The organism is Desulfosporosinus lacus DSM 15449, assembly GCF_900129935.1.
In the GTDB taxonomy this organism is placed as follows: Bacteria; Bacillota; Desulfitobacteriia; order Desulfitobacteriales; family Desulfitobacteriaceae; genus Desulfosporosinus; species Desulfosporosinus lacus.
This window is the reverse complement of record NZ_FQXJ01000026.1, coordinates 35820-59334: the sequence shown is the minus strand read 5'-3', so window position 1 is coordinate 59334 and position 23515 is coordinate 35820. Positions and strand designations below refer to the sequence as shown.

Annotated in this window: 24 protein-coding genes; 5 read left to right on the top strand and 19 right to left on the bottom strand. The window is 40.5% G+C overall.

Annotation, left to right across the window (positions count from 1 at the left end):
* The coding region (locus BUB11_RS23325; RefSeq protein WP_143187703.1) for a DUF3102 domain-containing protein at window positions 1-416 on the bottom strand (416 nt) is incomplete at its 3' end.
* 267 nt (window positions 417-683) lie between these two features.
* On the opposite strand from BUB11_RS23325, the gene BUB11_RS23320 reads away from it, so the two are divergent.
* The 3 genes from BUB11_RS23320 to BUB11_RS23310 all read left to right on the top strand — a co-directional run bounded on the left by BUB11_RS23320 (window position 684) and on the right by BUB11_RS23310 (window position 2299).
* Window positions 684-908 (top strand): DUF1659 domain-containing protein, encoded by a 225-nt coding sequence (locus tag BUB11_RS23320; RefSeq protein ID WP_073032673.1) that lies wholly within the window; start codon window positions 684-686, stop codon window positions 906-908.
* A gap of 6 nt (window positions 909-914) precedes the next feature.
* The gene (locus BUB11_RS23315) at window positions 915-1184 is read left to right on the top strand and encodes a DUF2922 domain-containing protein (RefSeq protein WP_242947712.1); all 270 of its coding nucleotides are present in this window, start codon (window positions 915-917) and stop codon (window positions 1182-1184) included.
* A gap of 668 nt (window positions 1185-1852) precedes the next feature.
* Complete coding sequence (locus BUB11_RS23310) at window positions 1853-2299, top strand: metal-dependent transcriptional regulator (RefSeq protein ID WP_073032671.1); 447 nt, start codon at window positions 1853-1855, stop codon at window positions 2297-2299.
* A 99-nt stretch (window positions 2300-2398) separates the two neighbouring features.
* Here BUB11_RS23310 and BUB11_RS23305 read toward each other — a convergent pair whose 3' ends face one another.
* The 8 genes from BUB11_RS23305 to BUB11_RS23270 all read right to left on the bottom strand — a co-directional run bounded on the left by BUB11_RS23305 (window position 2399) and on the right by BUB11_RS23270 (window position 9156).
* Complete coding sequence (locus BUB11_RS23305; RefSeq protein WP_073032670.1) at window positions 2399-3625, bottom strand: hypothetical protein; 1227 nt, start codon at window positions 3623-3625, stop codon at window positions 2399-2401.
* Window positions 3626-3739: 114 nt separating this feature from the next.
* A complete protein-coding gene (locus tag BUB11_RS23300; protein WP_073032669.1) occupies window positions 3740-3988 on the bottom strand; it encodes a TIGR03905 family TSCPD domain-containing protein in 249 nt (82 codons plus the stop codon).
* A 60-nt stretch (window positions 3989-4048) separates the two neighbouring features.
* Window positions 4049-4705, bottom strand: a complete 657-nt coding sequence (locus BUB11_RS23295; RefSeq protein WP_073032668.1) for a pentapeptide repeat-containing protein — start codon at window positions 4703-4705, stop codon at window positions 4049-4051.
* 148 nt (window positions 4706-4853) lie between these two features.
* Entirely contained in the window at window positions 4854-6020 is a 1167-nt protein-coding gene (locus tag BUB11_RS23290; protein WP_073032667.1) for a DUF362 domain-containing protein, read from the bottom strand.
* A gap of 71 nt (window positions 6021-6091) precedes the next feature.
* Entirely contained in the window at window positions 6092-6268 is a 177-nt protein-coding gene (locus BUB11_RS23285) for a TAXI family TRAP transporter solute-binding subunit (RefSeq protein ID WP_084110498.1), read from the bottom strand.
* 326 nt (window positions 6269-6594) lie between these two features.
* The gene (locus BUB11_RS23280) at window positions 6595-7392 is read right to left on the bottom strand and encodes an ABC transporter permease subunit (RefSeq protein WP_073032666.1); all 798 of its coding nucleotides are present in this window, start codon (window positions 7390-7392) and stop codon (window positions 6595-6597) included.
* A gap of 76 nt (window positions 7393-7468) precedes the next feature.
* Window positions 7469-8266 (bottom strand): ABC transporter permease subunit, encoded by a 798-nt coding sequence (locus BUB11_RS23275; RefSeq protein WP_073032665.1) that lies wholly within the window; start codon window positions 8264-8266, stop codon window positions 7469-7471.
* Between the two features lie 5 nt (window positions 8267-8271).
* Complete coding sequence (locus BUB11_RS23270; RefSeq protein WP_073032664.1) at window positions 8272-9156, bottom strand: ABC transporter ATP-binding protein; 885 nt, start codon at window positions 9154-9156, stop codon at window positions 8272-8274.
* Between the two features lie 228 nt (window positions 9157-9384).
* Between BUB11_RS23270 and BUB11_RS23265 the strand changes: the two genes are divergently transcribed.
* Together BUB11_RS23265 and BUB11_RS23260 are read left to right on the top strand one after the other, a co-directional pair.
* Window positions 9385-9993, top strand: coding sequence for a DUF421 domain-containing protein (locus BUB11_RS23265; protein ID WP_073032663.1), 609 nt, complete (start codon window positions 9385-9387; stop codon window positions 9991-9993).
* 166 nt (window positions 9994-10159) lie between these two features.
* Complete coding sequence (locus tag BUB11_RS23260; protein WP_073032662.1) at window positions 10160-11482, top strand: radical SAM protein; 1323 nt, start codon at window positions 10160-10162, stop codon at window positions 11480-11482.
* A 128-nt stretch (window positions 11483-11610) separates the two neighbouring features.
* On the opposite strand, the gene BUB11_RS23255 is transcribed toward BUB11_RS23260, so the two are convergent.
* From BUB11_RS23255 to BUB11_RS23210, 10 genes are all read right to left on the bottom strand, one after another.
* Window positions 11611-13026: an FMN-binding glutamate synthase family protein gene (locus tag BUB11_RS23255; RefSeq protein ID WP_073032661.1), complete on the bottom strand. Its 1416-nt coding sequence runs from the start codon at window positions 13024-13026 to the stop codon at window positions 11611-11613.
* A 129-nt stretch (window positions 13027-13155) separates the two neighbouring features.
* Complete coding sequence (locus BUB11_RS23250) at window positions 13156-13494, bottom strand: hypothetical protein (RefSeq protein ID WP_073032660.1); 339 nt, start codon at window positions 13492-13494, stop codon at window positions 13156-13158.
* A 97-nt stretch (window positions 13495-13591) separates the two neighbouring features.
* The gene (locus BUB11_RS23245) at window positions 13592-15295 is read right to left on the bottom strand and encodes an ABC1 kinase family protein (RefSeq protein ID WP_073032659.1); all 1704 of its coding nucleotides are present in this window, start codon (window positions 15293-15295) and stop codon (window positions 13592-13594) included.
* A 62-nt stretch (window positions 15296-15357) separates the two neighbouring features.
* On the bottom strand, window positions 15358-15624 hold the full coding sequence (locus BUB11_RS23240; protein ID WP_242947708.1) for an AbrB/MazE/SpoVT family DNA-binding domain-containing protein: 267 nt from the start codon (window positions 15622-15624) through the stop codon (window positions 15358-15360).
* Window positions 15625-15967: 343 nt separating this feature from the next.
* Window positions 15968-16843, bottom strand: a complete 876-nt coding sequence (locus BUB11_RS23235) for a dimethyl sulfoxide reductase anchor subunit family protein (RefSeq protein WP_073032657.1) — start codon at window positions 16841-16843, stop codon at window positions 15968-15970.
* Between the two features lie 33 nt (window positions 16844-16876).
* Window positions 16877-17428 (bottom strand): DMSO/selenate family reductase complex B subunit, encoded by a 552-nt coding sequence (locus tag BUB11_RS23230; protein ID WP_073032656.1) that lies wholly within the window; start codon window positions 17426-17428, stop codon window positions 16877-16879.
* 15 nt (window positions 17429-17443) lie between these two features.
* A complete protein-coding gene (locus BUB11_RS23225) occupies window positions 17444-19987 on the bottom strand; it encodes a molybdopterin-dependent oxidoreductase (RefSeq protein ID WP_073032654.1) in 2544 nt (847 codons plus the stop codon).
* A 37-nt stretch (window positions 19988-20024) separates the two neighbouring features.
* The gene (locus BUB11_RS23220; protein ID WP_084110496.1) at window positions 20025-20735 is read right to left on the bottom strand and encodes a TorD/DmsD family molecular chaperone; all 711 of its coding nucleotides are present in this window, start codon (window positions 20733-20735) and stop codon (window positions 20025-20027) included.
* A gap of 192 nt (window positions 20736-20927) precedes the next feature.
* Window positions 20928-21464, bottom strand: a complete 537-nt coding sequence (locus BUB11_RS23215; RefSeq protein ID WP_073032652.1) for a 4Fe-4S dicluster domain-containing protein — start codon at window positions 21462-21464, stop codon at window positions 20928-20930.
* Entirely contained in the window at window positions 21461-23515 is a 2055-nt protein-coding gene (locus BUB11_RS23210; protein WP_073032650.1) for a molybdopterin-dependent oxidoreductase, read from the bottom strand. Before BUB11_RS23210 ends, BUB11_RS23215 begins: the two co-directional genes overlap by 4 nt.

Sequence of the window (23515 nt, the reverse complement as noted above, 5' to 3'; positions counted from 1 at the left end):
TTCTGTTCTTTAAGAGCCCGATTCAGCTCACGGATGGTTATATTATTAACATCCTGCTCCAGGATAAATTCCTCCCGCTCATCTTCCGGAATTCCCAGCAGGAGAAGAGCCTGGTTGTAGGTCAAATTCGCCCACGTCGGCGAATTTGACCTGCCTTCCCCCGCGCCGTCGGGGAATAGTTTATCTCCATATTCTTTATAAAGCTGCATCAGCTTGTTGGCTTTGCGCTGAGAATAGCTCACCGATTCCACCAGCCATTTTCCCCATTCTCCATGGGGGAGCAAATCCTTGGCCTCCTTCAGGCGCTTGCCGATCTCCAGGGCATTGGTAAGCATAATTTTACAAGTCTCTTGTTTGATCCTATTAATCTCAGCCGCGATGGCCAGGGGCGTACGTTCCGTGCTGGATTCATCCATTTTGATTCCCGCCTTTTTAATTGCTTTAATTACAGCATACGCAGGCGGGTTTCGAATGGTGACGGCTTGGCTATGAACCTGGCAAATCGCCTTCCAAAATTGGGAATCCGGTGACAATCCCGGCTAAGATCATGTCCGAAGCAGGCAACGTCAGCTGGTTGGGACATTCATTATATTTCAGGGGTAACCTCCAGTGATACAAGTTCATAGTATATAGGGACATGCCGGAACAGCCGGTTTGTCAAAAGCTTAGAAAGGAGCAAGCAAATGTCAATCATCGCTGAAGCTTTGAATTCGGCACTGATAGCAATTTACCAAAACGGATCTACTCCCACCGGAAGCCCGGTGACCAGGCAAAAAAGCCTGAGCTATGTACGGGCGGATGCCTCCGAAGAAGCCCTTTTCGATGTGGCTCAGGCCTTATTCAGCCTGTCACAGCAGCCATTGCTGGACGTGCAGTTAAGAAAAAATTTCAGGCTGATAGAGGAGTAAACGTTTATGAAAATCCAAAGAAAAGGAGGTGAGTTTGTGGCTACAACCAATACCAAAGTGGTCAGGTTAAGTTTTGCCACCGAGGGAGGAAAGACGTTTACAATAACAATTCCCAATCCCCGGGAAGACCTGAATCAAGCTGAGGTCCTGGCCGTTATGAATACCATTGTCTCCAGCAATATTTTCATGACGACCAGCGGCGCTCTCACAGGCCTACGGGACGTTAAGGTCATCGGAACTGTTACCGATGACCTATTCGACCCGCCTCAGGCTTAAGAACAGCCTTTATCCCGACACTGACCTAACCTCAGCAACAAGCAAACTGCCGGCCAAGTCTGGCTTGGCCGGCAATTCTGGGCTTCTTGTAAACGCTCCTCAATGGCCCTAAATAACACTGTCTATGCACGGTTGAACTGAAAATTGAAATTAATAATCATTAACGCTATACTGTAATTATCCATGGGGAATATTCATCATGATTGCCGGGACCTATTTCGCTTCCTGTGAACAGCATAAACATTTACATGAGCACACTTCAGTTACTCATGAGCACCGACACACTACCATAAAGACTGGCATCATAACCACGAACATGATGAGCCTGTAAAAAGAGATCACAGCCACCGCCACACCCATAAAGCACTAGTACATGTACACAGACACACACCAGATATTCACCACTTTCATATGCATTGAGCTTTCTTCCGATTACATCAAATCTTACAGTGAATTAACAATATCCATTTTTTCTTATATTGCTCAAGCCGATGCAACATAATAGGAACTGTAAAACTAATTTTACATAAATATTGATTTTATAATCATTTTCTAGGATATTGTATCAATTCTATATAGTTAGATTCCCCTAACTGCTGATGAGGTATCGCAACTTGAAGTTGATATAACAAAATTCATATTATTGTTAAGTTAAAGGAGAATGTTTATTGGAAAAGTTGACATTTACCATGGAAAACTATTTAGAAGCGATATATGAGCTGTCCAGCGACGGAAATGGAGCAAGAATATCCGATATTGCTGAACGGTTAAGTGTAACGAAGGCAAGCGCCAACAGTGCCATGTCAACCCTTTCAGAAAAGGGATTGATCACAAATGAAAAATATAAAGAAATATTTCTTACTCCTTCCGGACGTGAGCATGCCGAGTTCACATCAAAAAAGCATCGAGTTATCCAGGAGTTTTTTACAAAGATTCTAAGAGTCGACGCCGTTATTGCAAACAGAGACGCTTGTGCAATTGAACATGTCATCAGTAACGATTCAATTTATGCCATGCAGGAGTTTATCCGTACAGAAAAGCTAAATCACACTACTCGGAATTTCAGAGGTACTCACTGTTCTAATCCAGGCTGTAATAATACAAAAAGGCCTTAGATACTCAAGCTTATTTAGAGCCTGCTCAGTATAAAGCCGGTCCACACAACCTGCGTACAAATAAAAAGACGCTATTTCTAGCGTTTTCCTATGAGTAAACTAATAATCGGCTTTGATTGTATCCCTACCTAAAACGGGTCTCTCAACTATTACCTCTTTATTTAGCTCTTTCAATAGTTTTGCAACTCCAACGTGCCACGTCTTATCCTCAGCGTATTTTGTATTTATCCAAACAATTGGGTCTATCGACGGTGGTCTATTTTTGCAAAGAGTTGCTACTAAATTTGCTGCAGTTCGGGCCGAATCCAGTATATCAGTATTGTAAACTTGCCAACTGCCATAGACATTAAATGGGTTATTTGCGATCATTTTAGCATTTTTAACACCTTTAGGAACGTAAGCTTGCTCCTGACCTGTAATAGCAAATAACAGTAATGGATTAATATCATATTCATGGGATGCTTGGATTATTGAAGAAAAATACGGTTCCTCGCAAAGCAAGGACCCCTTTCTGGATAAGAACTCGATTAAACTCTTATCATCAACTTGCCTGTATTGCAGTGCATATGTTAGTTGCTCATCAACACTTTTATGTTGAAGAGTATTCACTTGAGCAGGGAAAGCCTCAAAATTTGGCAGCCCAGCAAATCTCATTTGAGGGTTAATTCCGTTACCGATATTATCCTGCCTCTGAACAAATTGACTTGAGTTCAAGAGCGCAATCAACATTAAAGTGGTAACTAAAACTTGATAAGGAATATACTCTCCAATTGCCCTTCCTTTTAAATATTCATACGTTGTACGAACTCTCTCAACAATAGAACCCCTAAAATAGGAGGTATCTATCACAATGGTTGAATTAATACAATCATCTTCCAGCTTGAAGATTGATTTACCGATTATATGTTCTAATTCATAATCTAAGTACTCATTATAAGAATTAGCAACCTTTGTTAGTAAAAGGTCAATATGTTTTCCTTCGATTGGATTGCAACAATTTTTATTCAGCCAATTAGTGAGTGAAGCATTAAAATTCTCCCCTGTGTCTTTTATAAATAGACATGCACGAAATATATCTGAACCATTAATATTGTAATTGCCAGTTAATACAGCCCGTTGAAGAACTTCATATTTCACCTGATCTCTGATTCCTTTATTGAAGTCTTGTATATACTTATCAATCACTTTATCAATTGTATCCGCTAGTATTATAGATCGTTGCTGTATACTGGCTGCAGGATATTTTTTGTGAATATAATTTCTAAATGATATTATTTGATCACTTTGTAAAACCGAAAACTGTTTTAGTTCAGCTACAAACTCCAAGAAAACCATCCTCAAAAATTGATTTAAACAAGGCCAAGATGAAACTGTTCCTTAACCCTTCCACATCTTTCCTTAATATCCTTCTAAGATCGTGGGATAATCCAGAGCAGTCTATTATTTTAAAGAACTTTCTATTGCAATTGCCAGTTGGTCCGGACATGATGTTCCATTCTGACACTTAATCCCTTTTAATCTTTTCGCGACATCTGTTGCATCCATTCCCTCCACGAGTTTGGCTATTCCCTGTGCATTTCCAGGACATCCCTGAACAAACTTTACATTATTAAGTTTGCCATCATTAATTGAAAAGCTTATTCTTTTTGAACATACTCCATCTGGAATATATTTGATAATCTTGTCCATATAAAACTAAAACCCCATTTCAATAGTAAGAAATAAAAAACGTTTCGCGGTAATCGTTAATTAGCTCTTAATTTTCAGCCCTAAAAGATTCGAGAAAGATAGTACTTGCTCAGCGGAAACTATACATCCCTCTAGGTCCTCGACGGTTACCCCTAATCCATCTATTTTACAACTACTTAAATCAATTCCTTTTAGCTTCGCTCCGGACATGCCCGTTTGCTGTAAATTAGATTCGTTAAACCCCACTTTTAAAAACTTAGCTTTGTAGAAATCAGCATTGCACAACGTGCTCTTTCTGAAATTAACTTGTTTACAATCCAAAAACCGAAATAAACCATAACTTCCATTACAATTATCAAACAGTACATTCCGCAGAGCAGATTCGGTCATATTCGTTCCGACCATCTTACAATTAACCATCTCTACTTTATGTAGGACAGACTCGCTTAGATCCATATTTGACAAATCACAGTTTTCAAATCTAACATCTGTTAAATCAAGGTACCTAAATGACACATCTATAAAATTAACATTTTTAAAAGTCATTTGTTTAAAGGATACATGATCAGCAATTTGATTTTCAATTGAACAATTACTAATAATCCCTTGTGTAAAAGAATCCTCTGATTGGATCGTTTTATCGAGTGATAGGATATCTAACTCATTTGGGATATTAGGTGATAATATTTCAAAACAACTGGATTTTTTATTCTTCACTCTATAAACCTCCGCGTCAAAATGGATATCTAAAAATAACAAATTGTATTATTCTGCTTTAATAAGCAGTAGAGTAAAACTGACAGACGATAAATTTATTGTATTAACCGTTCTGACAGTTTTTCATTCATTATTTGGATCTCGACTATTAATCTTCTTCCTCTTGTTCCTCCCCGTTAATAAAGGCCAACATTGATGAACCTATCGGCGGACAACCCTTGCAATATTTTTTGCCGCGAGCGCTGCCTGCCGTACAATTTCCAATAAGATATACGTCCTCTCGGGCCGAATCTTCAGGGGTGAGGTCCCTGCCTGTTGCAATGGTGAACTTAAATTCTTTATCGAATTTATGCCCATGTGCTTTAAGAAACATCATCGCACCTGCACTGCACGCACTGCAGGTGCCTTTTTCAAGTAAACCAATATTCGGGTAAATGTTTGGCAACGTGGATAAATCTGAGGGGACAAATTTTTTGCTATACTTCATATAGTCTGCCGGCTCAACCTCAATGTCATCAATACCGGCAGTCCCGCAACGCTCTTGAACTAAATTTATATGGGATATAGAATTGTAGGGCATCCCCATCAGCATCACACCGACATAATCAGCTGCAGTGGGATCTTTACTTGCTACAACGAGATCCAAATTTATCTGTGTACCCGCGCTCGGTCCAAAACCCTCCATACAAATGGTCCCATCCATGACGGAATAGTCCGGCAACAGGACAGAGGCCATGTCGGCAATACCCCAATCCAGGCAACGCCCTTTAGAATCATCGGGGCAGGGTTTATCGATGCGATGCAGTATCATCTTTTCTCTTTTTAAAAGGCATCCCTTCATATTCTTAATACTTAAGGTGACACCTGTGTACATATGGGTTTTGATAACAGGTACGGAAACGACAATATCCGCTTCAAATACCAACGAGCAAAATCTCAGCTTATTTACCATCGTCCCATTAGGAATCTCTTTATCAATGGGGGCACAGTCATCTAAATTGACCAATATAGCCCCTTCTTCCTGACATACCGCTGTAATGCCAGCTGTCTCCATGGCTTCCCAGACGTTAATACCTGTTAAGGCGCCGTCTCCTACAAAGATTTTCCCAGCTTTTCTAGCTTTAAAAAATCTAATCAGTCCCCGAATAATTTCCGGATTGGTACAAAGGGCTGATTTTGCTGTTCCTTTACGCCCTGCGTTAGGCTTAATCAGAATCTTTTTACCCTTTGCATCATCTACAAACACACTTCCTATGGCCTCATAGGCCATAATATGCGGCTCAAAACCGTGTTTTACAGTAACTAATGCGCTCACTAAAAGATTGTTCCTTTCTTCTATGAAGCCTCCTCACCATGCAGGTTTGGAGGCTTCATCATTATCAACTTCTACAGAACACCTTTTTCTTTATAGTATTTCTCAGCACCGGGATGCAAAGGTATACCCGCATTGTCCTTCGCTGCATTATCTATGCTCATGTCTTTAACTACTTTATTGGTACTCTTAATACTGTCAATGTTTTCCCACAATACTTTAACCAGTTCATAACCTACATCATCTGGCACACTTTATCACAGATAAAGATGACGCATGTATCTTTACAATCTCATAAAACACAAAAACCGACCTTGTAAGGTAGGTTAAGCGATTAGCTTGTGATATTAAACGGTCAAATTCGCCCTCTCATTAACGATCTAAATTTTCGCAAATACCTAAATCATTATATCATGGACGTCTTCCACTTGACAAAAATATTTTCCAACTCACTCAACAGCTCTCTCCCCTTCATCCTAAAGACATATGTTTATTGATACAATAACCAAACTATAACAAGTTCTCGAATATCCATCAAAAAAACGCCAAAATCAGGCTTAACTGATTTTGGTAGGAATCAGACATTTAAATCCCTATGTTTATAAAATACATATGTGGCACTCAACAATACTGCAATAAGTAGAACAGACAAAATCATATAAACAGGTTCAAAGCCTTGAGAGGATATCAAGTTTTTCGCGTCAAAATATTTAAATGGTGTAAGGTATTTTAGTTTTTCTAACCTATTATTCAGATCTATTCCAATAGACAACATAAAAGTGATTAAAAGTATTCCGGCAGCGAGGGTTGGCGCAGTCTTTGGATGCTTACAGACAGCTGCAATGACGGTCCCTATAAACAGAAATATTAGCTGTAAGATAAACATTCCTAATATTAGTCTGGTTATGTCCCCAAGGACCGCTTCCCCTTTGCTATATTTTTGCACCATAAGAATTGAGGAAACAAAGGTTACAAGATTAAGGATTAATATATTGACAAAGGACGCTAATAGTTTCGAGCTAATAATTCTATTTCTGGAAATAGGTTTCGAAAATAAAAATTCTGCTGTTTTATCTCGTTCTTCCTTGGAAATTATATTAGCTCCCAACATAGCAGAATGAATCGTGGCCATCATCGCCAAGTAAATAAAAAGTACTCCGAAATAACCAATAGCCATTGTTAAATCGAAGGTCCCCATCCCCATTACAGCCTTTAAGGATTGTGGCATTTCTGCCAGTAAGTCATTGATAGATTGACCCGAGGCGGATAAGCCTGCATATTTGCCCATACTGCTTGCAATCATTAAGATTACACCAATACTCCATATAATAAGGGCTTTTCTATTAGCCCTCATTTCTCTTTTGAAGACATTCATAACGCTTCCCCCCTATAAAGATGAAATCTCACACATCAGAAAGCCACTATTATCTCAGCAGGTGTATCCATTTTCTCTAAACTGCGTGGATATCTCTTTTAGAATAAATCAAATAACTGGCTGTAATAGCAATTACGATAAAGGCTATAGCTACCATCATAAAGGAAGACTCATAACTGGAATTTTGCATGATATAGGCGAAATCAAAATATTTAAAAGGAGTAAGATAACGTAAAGCTTCATCGCCCGTTGTTGATACCAATGCTCCAATGATAAAGAAAGCGAATACAGTACCCAAAGAGATGGAAAGAACTGATTTGATCTTGGGAACTGCTAAAGAAATGAGAATACCCATGGCTAGGAAAAACAGTTGCAAAAAAAACAGAGTCAGAGAAAGCAGCAAGAGTACTTTTGTGCTGTACTCTTTGGTTTCTACCAGAGAGGCCATCATTGTTGCGGCTCCTAAGTAAAATACATTTGTGATAAGCAAGGAGGTGAAGGCAGCCAAAAGCTTGGATGTTACAATTTGTGTACGTGTAACAGGCTTCGTCAAAAGGAAATCGGCAGTTTTCTCACGTACTTCTTTAGATAGGATTGACACTCCTAAAATCATTGCCTGAATTGCACCAAAAAGAGAAATATACAAGAAAACATAAGAATAAAACCCTAATATTGAACCTATATTTTCCACAGACAGCCCTAAGGCCAATCTTATTTCCTCCGGAAAGCCTTCCATTAACTTTTTGAACGCTTCCGCTTCCTGAGAAATTGCGGGAAACATTGAAAGGAAAAGAATAATCAACCCGACTAAGGTGAGCGTCCAAGTAATTGTAGATTTCCTATAAGCCTTTAATTCATGCAGAAACATATTCATCCCATTTAGGCCCCTTTTTCATAGAAGTGAAGAAAGATTTCTTCAAGATCGGGCTCTTCAACCCAGACATTAATGATCTCAATCTCTGAGATCTTTTTCATGATCGTATTGATATTTCCTTTGAATAAAAAGCTGATCATATTTTGACTTACCACTAAATTGCTTACACCGTCAATATTAAAGTAATTCTCATCTAGCTTTACAGTTGTTTGAACTCTGATCTTTTTATAGTTGTTTTCTTGTAAGGCGCTGATCTTTTCAAGCTGTATGATTCTACCTTCTTTAATAATTGCAACACGATTACACATTCGCTGAACTTCACCTAAAATATGAGATGAGAAAAGGATTGTAGCGCCCTTTTTATTCTCCTCCTGTAATAATTCAAAGAATTTTTGTTGCATTAATGGATCTAAGCCACTGGTAGGTTCATCGAGGATAATTAGTTTTGGCTCATGAAGAAGCCCTTGGACAATTCCGACTTTCTTTTTATTGCCGAAGGACAAGTCATCAATCTTTTTGTTGAGATTTAGGTCCATGGCATCGGCCAACTCACTTATTCTTTTACTGCAATCTTTTTTGTAGAAACTGGCGGAGTATTTTAAAAGATCGATGACTTTCATTTTGTCATAGTAGAAAACCTCCGATGGCAGGTATCCTATTTCCTTTTTAATCTCCGGTCCATACTTTATACAGTCCTTCCCAAATATCTTAGCGCTTCCACTAGTGGGATAAATCAGGGCTAATAATGTACGAAGGGTCGTTGACTTTCCTGCACCATTTGGCCCAATAAAGCCAAAGATCTCTTTTTCTTCAACATTAAAACTAACATCAATAATTCCTCGTTCCTTACCGTAATTCTTGGTTAAATTATTAATTTCGATGACATTCATTTTGCTGCTCCTTTATTTAGATTAGCTATATCCCTTTTCAAATATATAACTATTTTTTTCATTTCTTTAGATTGATATCCAATTTTTTATATTTTAGTTCGAACTAATTTATATGGACACCAAAGTTATTTAGGTGCACTGTTTCTTCTTTAGTAATAGATTCCCTTGATTTAGGGGAATCTATCTAACCATAGGGGTACGGTCAACAGTTTTAAAGGAGCTAAAAGTATGGAATTAAGTTGGATTTGGCAAGCTGTTCTTATATTTTTCGTTGGGACCTTCATCTTAAGAATTGGCGGGAGAAAATCTATATCGCAAATGACAATATCTCAAACTATTGTGATGATAGGCTTAGGATCACTGCTAATTCAACCTGTATCCGGAAAAGGTTTGCTCATTACTTTTGCAGTAGCTTCTTTACTAACATTATTTATGATATTTACTGAATATCTTTCGCTTAAGTCAGACATTTTGGAAACCATTTTTTCGGGTAAAGCAGTCATGGTTATCGAGAATGGTAAACCAATTATAAAAAATCTAAAAAAAATCAGATTAACCATTGATAAACTTGAAACGCGTTTAAGACAGGCTGGAATATCTTCTATTGAAGATGTTCAATATGCAACGATTGAAGTGAGTGGTCAGCTGGGATATGAGCTTAAAGATAATAAAAAGCCTGTAACAAGGGAAGATTTCATGTTATTAATGGCCGAATTATCCCAGATTAAACAGAGCCTGGGATATACCGCAACACCAGGACAAACAAGCAAAAATCAAAGTAACAATATTTTTGTCGAAGTGGACAGTCATCAATTTGAAGGTAACAATGAGCCTTGAAGCACCCTGCCCAAAGTTATGAAATAATCCTTTGTCTTAAGCACCAAAGATCAGTCTTGATTCTTGTATCCCAATAAAAAGGTATATATGCTATCGGAAGCGAACAACTATATTCTTGAGTCCGCAAATTAATTAGCTAAACGCTAATAAGAGAGGGGTCTATGGAATGCTTATGAATTTGTCTCGGGAACGACTGGCAACCGTAAAGAATCCTTCACTCCAAGAGTATGGGCAAATTTATTTAAAAATCGCAGATAGCTTTAATGAATGGGTTAATCAGACGGGGCTTGTCTTTGATAAAGATATCTCTGAGGAAACATCGACAATCCTCCAGCGTCTCCAGACGAAAGGTGCGCTCTTTAGAAATGAGGGCAAAAGCATCTACGTTAACCAGATATCTCCTGCCTGCGTCGCCTGTCAAAAAGGGGTTGGCAGCGTTTCCTTATTTATTTCTCTGATATGTCACCGTGATTGTTACTTTTGTTTTAACAAAAACCAGGACAACTACGAGCAGTTTTCCAAGCAAAAGAGAAACTACCGCCAAGAACTGGACACCCTGCATCATAATGGAGGTAAGCTAGTCCACCTCGGATTAACCGGCGGTGAGCCATTGCTTCATAAGGCTGAAACCGTCGATTTCTTTCAACATGCTAAAGCTAAATTTCCACGTGTTTATACTCGTTTATATACATCTGGGGATTTAGCTGATGAAGATGTTCTGAAAGAACTTCAAGAAACTCACCTTGACGAGATTCGTTTTAGTATCAAAGTCGATGACCCTCAAATTTTACAACAGGACATCTTTCAAACCATAGCCTTAGCCAAAGACTATATCCCAAATGTTATGGTCGAAATGCCCGTCATTCCTGGAACCTTTGATACTATGAAGGATTTACTTTTAAAGCTGGACTCAATTGGGATTTTTGGTATTAACCTTTTAGAATTTTGTTTCCCCTTTAATAATGCTGAAATTTTTAAGAAAAACGAGTTTAAAGTCAAAAATCCTCCCTATCGGGTTCTCTATGACTATTGGTATGCCGGTGGGCTTCCAATCTCACGCAGCGAACTTGAATGTCTACAACTTCTTGAGTTCATCCTCGATCAGAAACTAACCCTCGGTGCGCAATATTGTTCCTTAGAAAACAAACATACAGCACAAATATATCAGCAAAATCACGATCAACGGGTGTCTAAGACGCTGTATTTTTCTATTAGGGATTATTTTTATAAGTCTGCCAAGGTATTTGGTGCAGACATTCCTAAAGTCCTCAAAGTCTTTAAAAAGCTCCATAACACAAATTATGTAATGAATGAAAACTATCAATTTCTAGAATTTCATGTTGAAAAGATCAAAGATCTAACTAAGTTGGATATAGAAATCGGGATCTCCTATAATGTAATGGAAAAGCGTGGTGACGGAAGTTATCTCCGAGAGTTAAGAATTGATGTGACCTCTCCAAAGGACTTCGACTTAAAGTTAGACCTATAAATTTCAAACATGCTGCTCATGGATCTCTAATGTCCTGAAATATGGATGAAGATGGAGGTCCTAAGTACCTAACAGACCTTTCCCGAACTAAGGTAAAGGTCTGTGTTATTGAGTTGGTTCAAGAATTTTTAATAAATCCGTCTAACTCCAGTAACTTCAGCAGTATAAGAATCTAGAGCAACCAAATCATCGGGGGAAAGTTCTTTCAAAGAAGTTTTCCCTAGAGCGCGCATGCCCTCTTTCATTTCCGCAACAATAGACGTTAGCAAATTGACAACACTTATTGCCGCCTGATTAACACAAAGATCCTTTGAGTTAGTAGGTGAATCATAGAATACCATCGTAGTTGGCGGTTCGAAAGGAGTTACCTTATCTGCTTGATCACTGGACGAGGCCATTAGGACAATTGAACCAAGATAAATGGCATCCGCGCCCAAAGCCAAGGCCTTAAGACACTCACCCGGAGTAAAATATCCCCCCGCAGAGATTATACTAATTTGTTCTCGCACTCCTCGCTCTTTAAAGAATCGATTAGCACGCACCAAAGCATTTATAGTAGGTATGCCGAAATCATCCTGTTTAATGGGGGTTGACCCATAGGATCCACCTTGAGCTCCATCAAGCACAATGGCATCGAATCCTAAATCTAAAGCGATTGCCAAATCTTCCTCTAAATGTCCTGTGGGCATTAGTTTTAAAGCTATAGGTATCCCTTTGGCTTTTTGGCGCAATGTCGACATAAAAATAGACCAATCCTGAGGACTATTAACACCCGGAGGTGCTGGAAGAGAAACTACTGATTGACCTGGGACCAAGCCTGCCAGCATTTGTGCTTTCCCTTCCATTGCTTCCACCTTATAGGTCCCTATTTCCGCGCCTTGCCCCATCTGAACTTCTAACATGTCCGCCAAAGCTATTTGTTCATCGGTTCTCCCTCCCCAAGGCCAGCGTGAAATTTGCAAAATGTATTTACCTGCCTCTTGCCGTTCCTCAGGAAGAAATGGTCCTTCCCCTGAACAAGTAGCTGTTTCCATAGTTTTAGCCGCTTTCGCCAGGGCTATTTTTTCTTGTTCACTGAGGGCTAAACCATAGGCCATCCCGCTTATCATCAAAGGAATACTGATACTAAGCGGTTTTATGGACTTCGGTCCAATGCTCACTCGCATCTCGATGCTGGCACTTTCTGGAAGAGAGAATTTCGACATAATCGAGGAAGAAAACATAAGCAAATCATAACCAGGGAAATGTTTGGGAGATCCTAACGGTCGTTTTAGAGTTTTTCCATCTTGAGCCCTCAAGTTTAACTCAATCATGTTTAAAACTGACATTCTTTTTAATGAAGTGATGATCTCCGCAATATTTTGGGAGTATTTGTCAGATAGAAGTCTTTGAATAATATAATCCCCTATTTCATTTAGGTAATAACGAAAGGCAGGTTTAGCAAAAAAAAATATTATCACCCCTAAGATAAGTGGCAAAAGTACCAGATTAGAAAATAGGACAGGGAACCATATTGAACTATCTAGAAAGGCTGCCAAGAACATCACTCCATACTTATGTCTGTCGTCTGTAAACTTTATTATTCCACCTTCTATGGACTTGAATACTGAGTAAAAAAATTCCTTTCCCGAAAATTATGGGAAAGGAATTTTTTTTACTTTACGCTTCTTCTGTTATTTTTCCAGATCTTGATTTACTGGAGCTTCTCCCTTTGAACTCTCTCCGCAATGTCCGTGTTTAAACGGGTGTTGTGCATGGTGCCCGTGATGACCACAATGCCCGTGTCCACCACCATGGTGTGCATGGTGTTTATGCATCGCTTTAAAAAACTGATGAATTGGAGATTCGCTGGCATTATGCTCAAAGCCCGCTTGCTTAGCTTTCTCTCGGAAATTCAGGAACGCCTCGAAGGCTTCTAACTTAGCTCTAAGCTTTTCTTTATCCCCTTTAAGAGTCACTGTGTAACCTTCTTCATTTTCTTCAAATGTAAACTTAAAGTTCTCTAAACTCATAAATACCTCTCCTTTTTATAATCTTATTTTAATTGATGTGAACCTCTACTTGATAAATTCTTTATGAATCAAAGCAAATCTTCAACGACCCGTTTCCTTAGGGATGAAAACGCGGTTTTCGAAATCCTGAAGATTCTCTCATACCCTTGCTTCTTTGACCCATTCCCTTTTGCCCGGAATTGCGTTTTAAAAATGAGGCGAAAGTCAAAGCTGAAAGGATGATTAGCATCAATCCGACCTTAAAATATGAGCCTTCTAACAAAATTGTTCCGGAGATTAAAAACCCGCTGCTAAAAATCGCCCGCACAATTTTGCTTGTCTGATCCCTCTGGTTTTGTATGAGATTTAACTCAAAACTTCTCGAGGGATGAACCCGAATCTCACCGCCCTCGAACCCAGTAATAAGTCGATTTAATTTTTCAGGCAGAGTAATAACTTCTGCAAGAGTTTTCTTCGCTTGGTCTAGAATGAAACCTCCAGTGCCTTTTCCCAATTCTTCCCCAGCCAGCAATTCCTCAGCATAAGGTCGAAGCGTCTTGACAAGATCAAGCTTAGGATTCAATCCAGCACAAATCCCCATGATCGTTAAGAGCGACTTTCCTAAAAACAAGGTCTGGGCCGGTATTTGAAACGGCTGAGAATACATAAATTCTCTTAATTCAAGCAGAAATTCCTCGGAATTGACGTTCCCCAGTTTAGGATCCTCAAAGACATTCCCTAAAATAAGTTTAAGCCCTTTCGCTAAGGTCTGTTTATCAGCATAGGGTCGAAGGAATCCCAGTTTTTCAAAGGCTGCCACCATTTGATCAGTATCTTTCTTAAACAGAGCCAGGACAAAAGCCATTAATTCTTCCCGCATGCCTTTCTCAATCCGCCCCACCATCCCAAAGTCGATGAAAACAAGGGTTCCATCTTCTTTAACTAATAAATTACCTGGATGTGGATCAGCATGGAAAAATGCGTCGGTCAGTAATTGTTGAACATAAGCAAAGATCAAAGTGTCTGCCAGCTGTGCTCTATCTAACCCAACTCTTTCTAGGGCCTGATACTCGTTCACTTTATAACCTGAGACATATTCCATCACCAGTACATGCTTTGTCGTATATTCCCAAAACACTTCAGGAACGCTGATTCTAGAGTCCCCTGAAAAATTGGCTCGGAAGGTATCTGCATGTTGACCTTCTTTAATGTAATCCAGTTCATCTTGTGTGGTTTCTACAAACTCATGATAGATCTGCTCCAAATCAACCGCTGAACTTATTTTTGGGTATCGCTTGGCAAAAGTCACCATGAACCGAAGGGCGTTAAAGTCTGTTTGAATGATTTTCTCAATGCCGGGACGCAATATTTTAACCGCTACTTTATTGTGCCCTTTTATCTCAGCGACGTGAACTTGCCCCAAAGAGGCAGATGCAATGGGTTCTTGAGAAAAATTCATAAAGACCTCAGCAATAGGTCTGCAAAATTCCTCTTCAATCCGCTTAATGATTTCGCCCGTTCCTACCGGCCTGACAGCGTCCTGCAACTTCGAAAGCTCACTTGTGTATTCCTCGGGCAGAACATCCACTCTGGAGCTGAAGAATTGTCCCAACTTGATAAGAAGTCCTCCAAGTTCTGTAGCCGTCTCTGTAAACACGCTAGCCTGTTTCCTATAAATCCCTTTAATCTGCTTCTGATAGTTTTCTTCTGTAAAGAATCGCTTTTTCTTATTAACCCACCAAAGCTGAAATACAAATTGTAGGAACATAGAGATAATCGTTCGAAAGCGTTTATCTTTAAAGAATTTAATGATAATTGGCATCAGTTTCCTCCTAGTCTTAAGCCTCGAACATTATGTTTACCTTAACTGTTATGCGCTGATTCTTATCTTTTTGTTTTATCCTGATCCGAATCCCCATCGGAACAATTAAACAATTCCTCAAAAAATTTGGTTTTTCGAAACATCATGTCTGCAAATCTTGTCATAACATCAGATTTGAATAAGATGACGACCCCTCTTCTCTTATTGCCAAGAACTATAAGTTTCTCACCCGGCAGGATACCGATTTCTTCTCTGGCCTCGGCAGGAATAACCACTTGTCCACGTTCTCCCATAACCGTTGAACCATAAAACTTACCATGATGCATCATTTTCTTACCACCTCTATGAAGTATGATACATCATACTTATCATACTTACAAGTTATTTTATCAATTCCGAGTGACGATAGTATCAATGTTCAGCTTTAGCAGAACGAGTTCACTCACACTAAACTTATCGTTACCCCGTTAGAATTATTTGGCAACCGCCAAGCCCAGCCACGCAATTCCAAACATTAACAGAACATTGGTAATTAGAGCACCTTCAAGGCGCTAAGCAAAGCAAAAAATCCTTTCCCAATTTGGAAAAGGATTTTTTGCTTTTGAAGAATCAATTTTTCTACGAGATCTTTCTTGTTTTAAATCAAGGCAACACTATCAATTCTGAGTATTTTTATCCTATCATGATAGACACTGCTGAAGCATAAAATACATATCTGCCAATAAATTCTCCAACCAGGATTAAGGCCACAGCTAAGAGAATGCTGTTTGCAGGAAGAATTTTTGCTCCTTTACTTTGCTTAAATATTACGTTTATTAACATCATAACTCCGATTAGGGAGAGTACCCACCTAAGGACTAGTGGGATCAGGTAGCTGCCGGATAAGAGCATACTGGAAGCTTGAGCTGCTGCGTCACCACTATTAAGATTGCCAAAGTATACTGGCAGGTAAATCAGAGGAATGATTAGTGCCACTGCTGCTGCATAGCCAACTTTCTTTAAAGCAGCCATTGCCTCAGCCGATAAAGTTTGCCCTTTAGCAATGTGACCGATCAGCGCCGCAGCTCCCGCATACCCCAACACGAGGGTAGCTCCGAAGAAAGCGATAAAGGTATGGGCATTGGACCAAGCCGGACGAATGGAATTGCTATAGATACTCGCCATGCTAAAAATGGTGAGCAGTCCGACTAGAGCGGTTATCCATCCCAAGGCATTGCCTGCATTTTCTTTCTGATAAACTTTGTAGGTGGCGAACCACAGAACAAAGAACAAACCAGCAGTCAATATTTCACGACTTAACCAAGATGAACTTAGGTTCAAGATGGATCGATAGGCACCCATTGGAGTCCCCAGGTGAAAGAGCGAGAATAAAAGGGCTAGAGCCATGATTGGCCCTACTGCCAGAAAACCGAAACTTGTCAGACGTTGAGCTGACGAAGCATCTTTTTTAGCCAACATGGAGCGAATGAGCACGAGCATAATAAAACTTCCTATTGCAAGCTGACTAATCAGGGTAAACATCATTAACGGCCATTCTTCAGCAAACATTGATCAGGCCTCCTTTTATCACTTTGCTTGAATTTACTTCATGGCTTCTTTATTTGGGTTAATCGTAATTGACGGGTGGGTTATTCCTGATTCCGGTAGTCCCTTGATATCTGCTGTATTGCCATATTTTTTGCGCAGTTCTTCGATATCACCAAATTCAAGGGCTCTCATTTGACAAGCATCTACGCAAGCGGGTTGTTCCCCGGCATCAATCAGATCCACACAGAAATTACACTTCCCTGATTTCCCTTTGGACTCAATATATTTGGGGGCTCCATAAGGACAGGACCAAGTGCACAACTTACACCCAATACACTTCTCTTCATCAAACATTACAATACCGTCTTTTTCCCTTTTGTACAGTGCTCCTGTCGGACAGTTCTTCGTACATTTAGGTTCTGCACAATGATTACAGGCCATGGAGAGGTTATACGCCCAAGGTTTTGGGAACTTTCCCCCTTCAAAATTATGAACTTTTCGGAAAAGAGTCCCGACTTCCAAATCGTTTTTATCATTACAGGCTATTTGACACACTTTGCAACTCGTGCAAATCGTCATATCATAATAAAATCCTAGTTGTGCCATTCTTCTTCACCTCTCTTAGAAAATGATTCGTTGAGGCCATTTGACATCTGGCTCAAGTGGCTTATTGTACTTCTCAACCTTAACATTACATGAATTATAGCCTGAATGACCTTGACCCGTAGCGATAGGTCCGTTAAGAATCCCGGTGCTTCCGGCCTTATCAACTCCCGCTTGTTCATCCATCTCAACCCAGGCCCCTTCTCCCAGGGCCACAACTCCCGGCATGATCCGTTCTGTGACATAGGCGGGACGGATTACGGAACCGTGACGGCTCGTTACTTTCACGATATCATTGTTCTTAATCCCCAAATTTGCGGCATCGCTCGCATTCATCCAAAATTCTTGTGGGAAAGCTTCCCGAAGCCAGGGAACATTGTCCAGCGTTGAGTGGGAACGTCTATAATAATGAATCGTTACAATCTGGAAATTATAGCCATCTTTTAAGCCATCTTCATATCCTTCCAAAGGTGGATCATATTTCGGGATAGGAGACTTTGTACTAAAACCAATTTTTTCGATCTTCTTAGAGAGGGAATCACAGTAGATTTCAAATTTACCACTGGGAGTGGCCAATTTTTTGCCAACAGGATCTGCCAAGAAATCTTCAAAACTCGTAAATTCTAATTTATCTCCACGAGATCTTGGGACTTGATAAATCCCTTTTTCTTTGAATTCTTGATAGGAAATTCGTCCGGTCTGAGGTGTCCCTTTTGCTCCAAGTTCCTGAATGTCTTCCGCAGTCAAAGTTACTAATTTCTCATAATCAGATCCATCCGCTTTGATGACCTTTGCACCTGCAATTGCATTGTATAATTGTTGCTCCTCAGAAATTGGGTTAACAATTTTGGTATCTACCCCTAAGCGTTTAGCGATTTCTGTCACAATCCACATATCACTTTTAGTCTCAAAAAGCGGTTTGATAACTTGTGTATGATATATGAGAATTTCCCGATTTCCTGTGAGTAAACCTCCCAGTCTCTCCCATTGGGACGTAACCGGTAATACTAAATCAGAATACCTGGCGTCAGTAGTCAAAAATAGATTTTGAGCAACTGCAAATTCAACTTTTTTATGAGCTTCAATCCCTCGGGTCGTACCGGCTCTCTGGTTCAAGTTATGACTAAACCAGTTCCAGATCATCTGGATATTAACGTCGACCATCTTTCCTTTGCTTTCAGTGAATTGCCCATTAAGAACCGCATCCCACATTTCCCCGCTATTGATTCGATTTTTAGCGATGGGATTGTTAACTTTAGGGATGCCATTACCCCCGGGTTGAACTAATGCCGGCCCGGCATTAGTTGCCGAGTTATGCATATTAGGACTAACTCCCGCGCCCGGAATTCCCACATTCCCCGTCATATAGGCGAGGGTCATCATGGCATGCGGCAAGTGTTCTCCATTATTGATACGGGCTGGTGCTCCCCCTGAAATGATAGCTGCCGGTTTAGTCGTGGCATATTCTTGAGCAAACTTTTGGATGATTTCTGCGCTGACACCACAGATCTTTGAAGCCCATTCCGCAGTCTTTGGTGTCCCGTCGTAGGTTCCAAGAACATAATCCTTAAAGTTCTCTTTAGGGTCTGCGCCCTCTGGCATATGATCAGCGTCAAATCCAATCGTGCAATTATCCAAGAATTTCTGATCGAGTAAATTGTTAGTGATGATATGATGAGCCATTCCTAAGAGCAAGGTTGTGTCGGTCGCAGGGCGAACCGGAATCCATTCGTCTCCCAAGGTTCTGGCAGACTCTGTATAAAGTGGGTCAATGACAATAAACTTCGCCCCGGCCTTCTTAGCTTGTAAATAGTTATAGGTCGGAAGGCCTTGACTTGATTGAGCAGGGTTTGCACCCCAGAGGATTATGAGTTTTGAATCACGCAATCTAAATCGGTCATTACCTGAGGAGGATCCATTATTCGGAAGTCCTGTAACAGTACTGTAAACGTCAGGCCATGATCCCCAGGAAACGTTCCCCCAACGCTCTGTGCACCCGCCATAGGCATTTAAGACGCGTTGCGGTTCCATTCCGCCGCCAGAACCGCCGGCAGGCGCAAAGAAGGCCGCATTTCCGTACTTTTCCTTGATTCGCTTAAGCTCACTGGCCATGATATCCAAAGCTTCATCCCAAGTAATACGAACCCACTCGTCCTTACCTCGAAGTTCTTTTTTACCGCCCCCGGGTTCCCAGTTCTTACGCTTCATCGGATATTTGAGCCGATCTGCTCCCAGAACCATTTTTCGGTGTGAACGTCCCCGAGCACAGCCCCTTTGTTGAGGAAAGTCCGGACTGTCTGGATGGGTATCGTCTGTTTTCTGTCGAAGGACAACCCCATCAACAACATATGCTTTGTTGAGACATCGACCCCCGCAGTTATGCCAGCACGCCGCGGTGATCCATTCTCCTTCTTTTTGGGATAACTCGGCAGCCTTTTCAGCATCAACCTTCTGCAACCCGCACCCCGGAAGAGCGACAGCCGCAACGGCACCTGCTGACAAACCAAGAAAAGACCTTCTGCTTAGCTTATGGGTAATTGCTTTATCGACCAGATTTGCCATATAAGATTCACCTCCATAGAAATTAAAACACACTCTTTTAGATTGCCAAGAGCTCCTCGATAGCTCTTTGATCTAATGACAAATATCCTGTCAGGATATTTGTCATTCCTTTGTAGAAATCCGTGGCAGAATTATTTACAACATCCTTGCCAAAGCGATCAACCCACGTTAGAAGGTGTTGTTGAAGGAAGCTTTTCTGATCCTCTAAAACCTCTGCATAACTCAAATCCCCGGACTTCATTTTTTCATAAAGGATAAGACATAGCTGATACATAAAATCCAGCTCCAAGCCAATATGGTCGTCAGCTTCCTGCTGAAATTGAACTGGGAGAAATAAATATTTTAGATAGGCCTCTCTAACCGCCAAAGTTTCCTTTTGAAAAAGGAGTTTGTCCTCATTGGCATAGGCCGACTCCCAAGGGGGTGCAACTAATTGATCGGGACCGATAAACATGCGGGTATAGTCCCAAAGCAGTTCTTCCGAGACGTCCTTACTAATCCCAACACTTGGGTCAAGTTGGTCAAGTGATTTTTTAACAGCCTCTATACCTTTGAGAATATATTCACTTTCTGAGGAAAAGGGAAATTGATCAATGGTATCCTTCATCAAGACTAAATACTCTTGTGACGGTTCCGAAGCAAAAGTCCTCCTTAAGACGTCATATGCGTAGGCTCTCAGCTCTATTAGGGCCAAAACGTTTTCACCAGCCGGTTTGAATGTCTTTTGAGCCATCATGCCATCCAACATATAAATCACCCCCATTCATTACTATTATTGCACATTTGGATTTGTACAAGAGTATAGATATCGCCTGATCTTTTTGTATGTAAATACAAAGACGGGGGTATGAGTGCTGAATAATGAAATCCCCCCATGCAGATTAAGTTCACTCTGCTTGGGAGGACCTATTACTTAATTATATCATCAAGTCATCATTCACTATTTGATCCAATACCTTAATTTTTCTTTGACAGGTCGAAACCGAATAGAGGGTTTCGTCAGTCGAATATCCGGAAAACCTTCTATAGTTGGCACTGTATTCTTAGGAGGCTGATCAGTATTTATGACGCTTAGAGCTCCAGTATGACACGCACTTACACACGCTGGTTGCAGGCCTGCTTCTCTGCGCGGCAGGCAAAACGTACATTTACTAGCCTTTTGTTTCTCTAAGTCAAATTGAGGTGCTTTATAGGGACAAGCAGAAACGCAGGTCATACACCCATCACAACGATTTATATTAATCATCACAATCCCATCCCTGCGCTTAACATAAGCTCTTTGCGGGCAAACCCTAAAGCATTCTGGACTTTCACAGTGATTACAGGAGATTGATAGATTGTTTCCCGTGCCTTGGGATGATACTCTGCGCCAATTGACATTAGCTGGCGTAGAGTTCTCATTTTTACAAGCCATCTCGCAGGACTTACACCCTACACACCGTTCTGCATTAAACAAAAAACCCATTTGCTCAGTCATATCTGACTCCTCACGATCTTTTCCACTTCGACAAAAGCATTATAAAGTGCAGCACCTTCACTTCCGCTGTACTTTTTCCCCATATCCGCAGATAAACCGGAAAGCAGACTATTCACGGGTTCTTTGCCGCCTTGATAAATTATAACTATCCCCGGTAATACTTCCTGATTTAACCTTGCTTTCCGAGTAACGCTTCCCTGAGCATTATAAATTCTAACCTCATCTCCATCCTGAACCTTTCTCAAAACAGCGTCGAATGGATTCATGGTTACATCATTTCTTCTTTCGTCAGGCCCTATCCACTCTAATAACCAGTTTTGAGAATGGATGCCCGTAATGTTTTGCGGGGTTAACAAACGGAGAGGAAAGGAAGGATCACTGCTTCCAGCCCAAAATCTTGGCAATGCCGGAAGTCTGTCTTCTTTGGCATCCTTGGAGAAAATTTCAAATTTACCCGTATCCGTTTTAAAATCAAGCCAGGGTTTGTTTCCGATTCGCAGTTTTGCTGGTGCTTTTTCAAGTTCTCTCCAACTCGACAGTCCGTAGAGTTCTAATATTTCCGGAGTAAATTCACTCTCAACCCATTCCTCAGCAGATCTCTCAGATGGAAAATTAGAGAAACCTGGCTGTAATTCATTTAACTTTCGAGTCAATTGTTGAGCAATTTCCAAATCACTTTTTGTCTCATAATAAGGTTCAATAGCTTTTTGGTTTAGGGCAGCCCAATGGTGCCAGTAACTCACATTAATATCCAAATCCTCAAACTGACTTGTCGCCGGGAGAACAATATCCGACACTTCTGCGGTTTTTGTCATGAATAAATCAACAGTCACTACCATTTCCAGTTCTTTTAACAACTTCGTCCAATCTTGAACCTCTTGGTCCTGACTCAATGGATTTCTGCCTGCAATCCACAAAAACTTCACCGGTGGATCCACTAGTGATAAGGCCTGTGATGGAAAATAATTTATATCAATAGTTCTCGTAACTTGACCATCATTCGGACCTTGATAATTTAATAAATTCAATGGAAAAAAATCTGTAGCGGGATGAAAATAATAAAAATCTCCGCCTGCTTTGCCAACATTGCCAGTTAAGGCACTCAACGCATAGATTGCTCTCACATTTTGACCGCCATTTTGATAGCGTTGTAAGCCAAAGCCGCACCAACTGGCCGCAGGATCATTTCGAAAGTATAGGTCTGCAAGTAACTCTACAACATTTTTCGCAACTCCAGTTATACTTTGAACCTCTTCTAAACTTACTTTCTCTGTAAGATAACTTTCAAAACTGTCCCAGCCTACAACATGTTCCTCAACAAACGATGAATCATACCTGCCCCCTTCAACTAAAACCTTAGCAATCCCTAAGGCTAGCAGTCCATCAGTGCCAGGCCGTATTTGGATATAATAGTCTGCAGTGGCAGCCGTTGCGGTATAGACTGGGTCAATGACAACAAGTACAGCCCCTTTATCTCTGGCTTGATTAATAAACTTAAGCTGATGAATAGCCGTCCATGCAGGGTTGGCTCCCCAAATAACGATTAGCTTAGAGTTTGACATGGCTTCAGGATCAGGACTTTTTCCCCCTCCAGAACTATATGTTACAGCATCCATTCCTGCAGACATACAAGGATTTCCTCTTAACTTAGTATGGGAACCAAAACTGTTAAACATTCCTTCTGTGGCATAATGTAAAATACCAACATTGCCTGAGCATTTGTTATAAGCGAGAGAGCGATTGGAACCATAACGATGATTCAAATCTAATAGTTTAGCGGAAATAAGATTCAACGCCTCTTCCCAGGTGATGCGCACCCAATTCCCTGACCCTCTGGGATACTGCTTTAGCGGATACCGCAACCGCTCAGAACTATAAACATAGCTGGTATAAGCATACCCTTTAGCACATAAACGTCCCTGGCTGTATCCATGTGAAGGGTCTCCTTCTACTTTAAGTAATTTGCCATTGACTACATGTGAAAGCATAGCACAAGTATTGTAACAGTTACGAGGACAAACATTCCTATACACCTTAACGTCGCTTGTCAA

Excerpts from the sequence above, each read along its gene's own strand:
- BUB11_RS23255 (WP_073032661.1), bottom strand. The coding sequence starts at position 13,026 with ATGTTCTTGGCAGCCTTTCTAGATAGTTCAATATGGTTCCCTGTCCTA.
- BUB11_RS23270 (WP_073032664.1), bottom strand. The coding sequence starts at position 9,156 with ATGAATGTCATCGAAATTAATAATTTAACCAAGAATTACGGTAAGGAA.
- BUB11_RS23215 (WP_073032652.1), bottom strand. The coding sequence starts at position 21,464 with ATGACTGAGCAAATGGGTTTTTTGTTTAATGCAGAACGGTGTGTAGGG.
- BUB11_RS23235 (WP_073032657.1), bottom strand. The coding sequence starts at position 16,843 with ATGTTTGCTGAAGAATGGCCGTTAATGATGTTTACCCTGATTAGTCAG.
- BUB11_RS23280 (WP_073032666.1), bottom strand. The coding sequence starts at position 7,392 with ATGAATGTCTTCAAAAGAGAAATGAGGGCTAATAGAAAAGCCCTTATT.
- BUB11_RS23315 (WP_242947712.1), top strand. The coding sequence starts at position 915 with ATGAAAATCCAAAGAAAAGGAGGTGAGTTTGTGGCTACAACCAATACC.
- BUB11_RS23240 (WP_242947708.1), bottom strand. The coding sequence starts at position 15,624 with ATGATGCATCATGGTAAGTTTTATGGTTCAACGGTTATGGGAGAACGT.
- BUB11_RS23260 (WP_073032662.1), top strand. The coding sequence starts at position 10,160 with ATGCTTATGAATTTGTCTCGGGAACGACTGGCAACCGTAAAGAATCCT.
- BUB11_RS23320 (WP_073032673.1), top strand. The coding sequence starts at position 684 with ATGTCAATCATCGCTGAAGCTTTGAATTCGGCACTGATAGCAATTTAC.
- BUB11_RS23250 (WP_073032660.1), bottom strand. The coding sequence starts at position 13,494 with ATGAGTTTAGAGAACTTTAAGTTTACATTTGAAGAAAATGAAGAAGGT.
- BUB11_RS23220 (WP_084110496.1), bottom strand. The coding sequence starts at position 20,735 with ATGTTGGATGGCATGATGGCTCAAAAGACATTCAAACCGGCTGGTGAA.
- BUB11_RS23230 (WP_073032656.1), bottom strand. The coding sequence starts at position 17,428 with ATGGCACAACTAGGATTTTATTATGATATGACGATTTGCACGAGTTGC.
- BUB11_RS23275 (WP_073032665.1), bottom strand. The coding sequence starts at position 8,266 with ATGAATATGTTTCTGCATGAATTAAAGGCTTATAGGAAATCTACAATT.
- BUB11_RS23245 (WP_073032659.1), bottom strand. The coding sequence starts at position 15,295 with ATGCCAATTATCATTAAATTCTTTAAAGATAAACGCTTTCGAACGATT.
- BUB11_RS23300 (WP_073032669.1), bottom strand. The coding sequence starts at position 3,988 with ATGGACAAGATTATCAAATATATTCCAGATGGAGTATGTTCAAAAAGA.
- BUB11_RS23265 (WP_073032663.1), top strand. The coding sequence starts at position 9,385 with ATGGAATTAAGTTGGATTTGGCAAGCTGTTCTTATATTTTTCGTTGGG.
- BUB11_RS23225 (WP_073032654.1), bottom strand. The coding sequence starts at position 19,987 with ATGGCAAATCTGGTCGATAAAGCAATTACCCATAAGCTAAGCAGAAGG.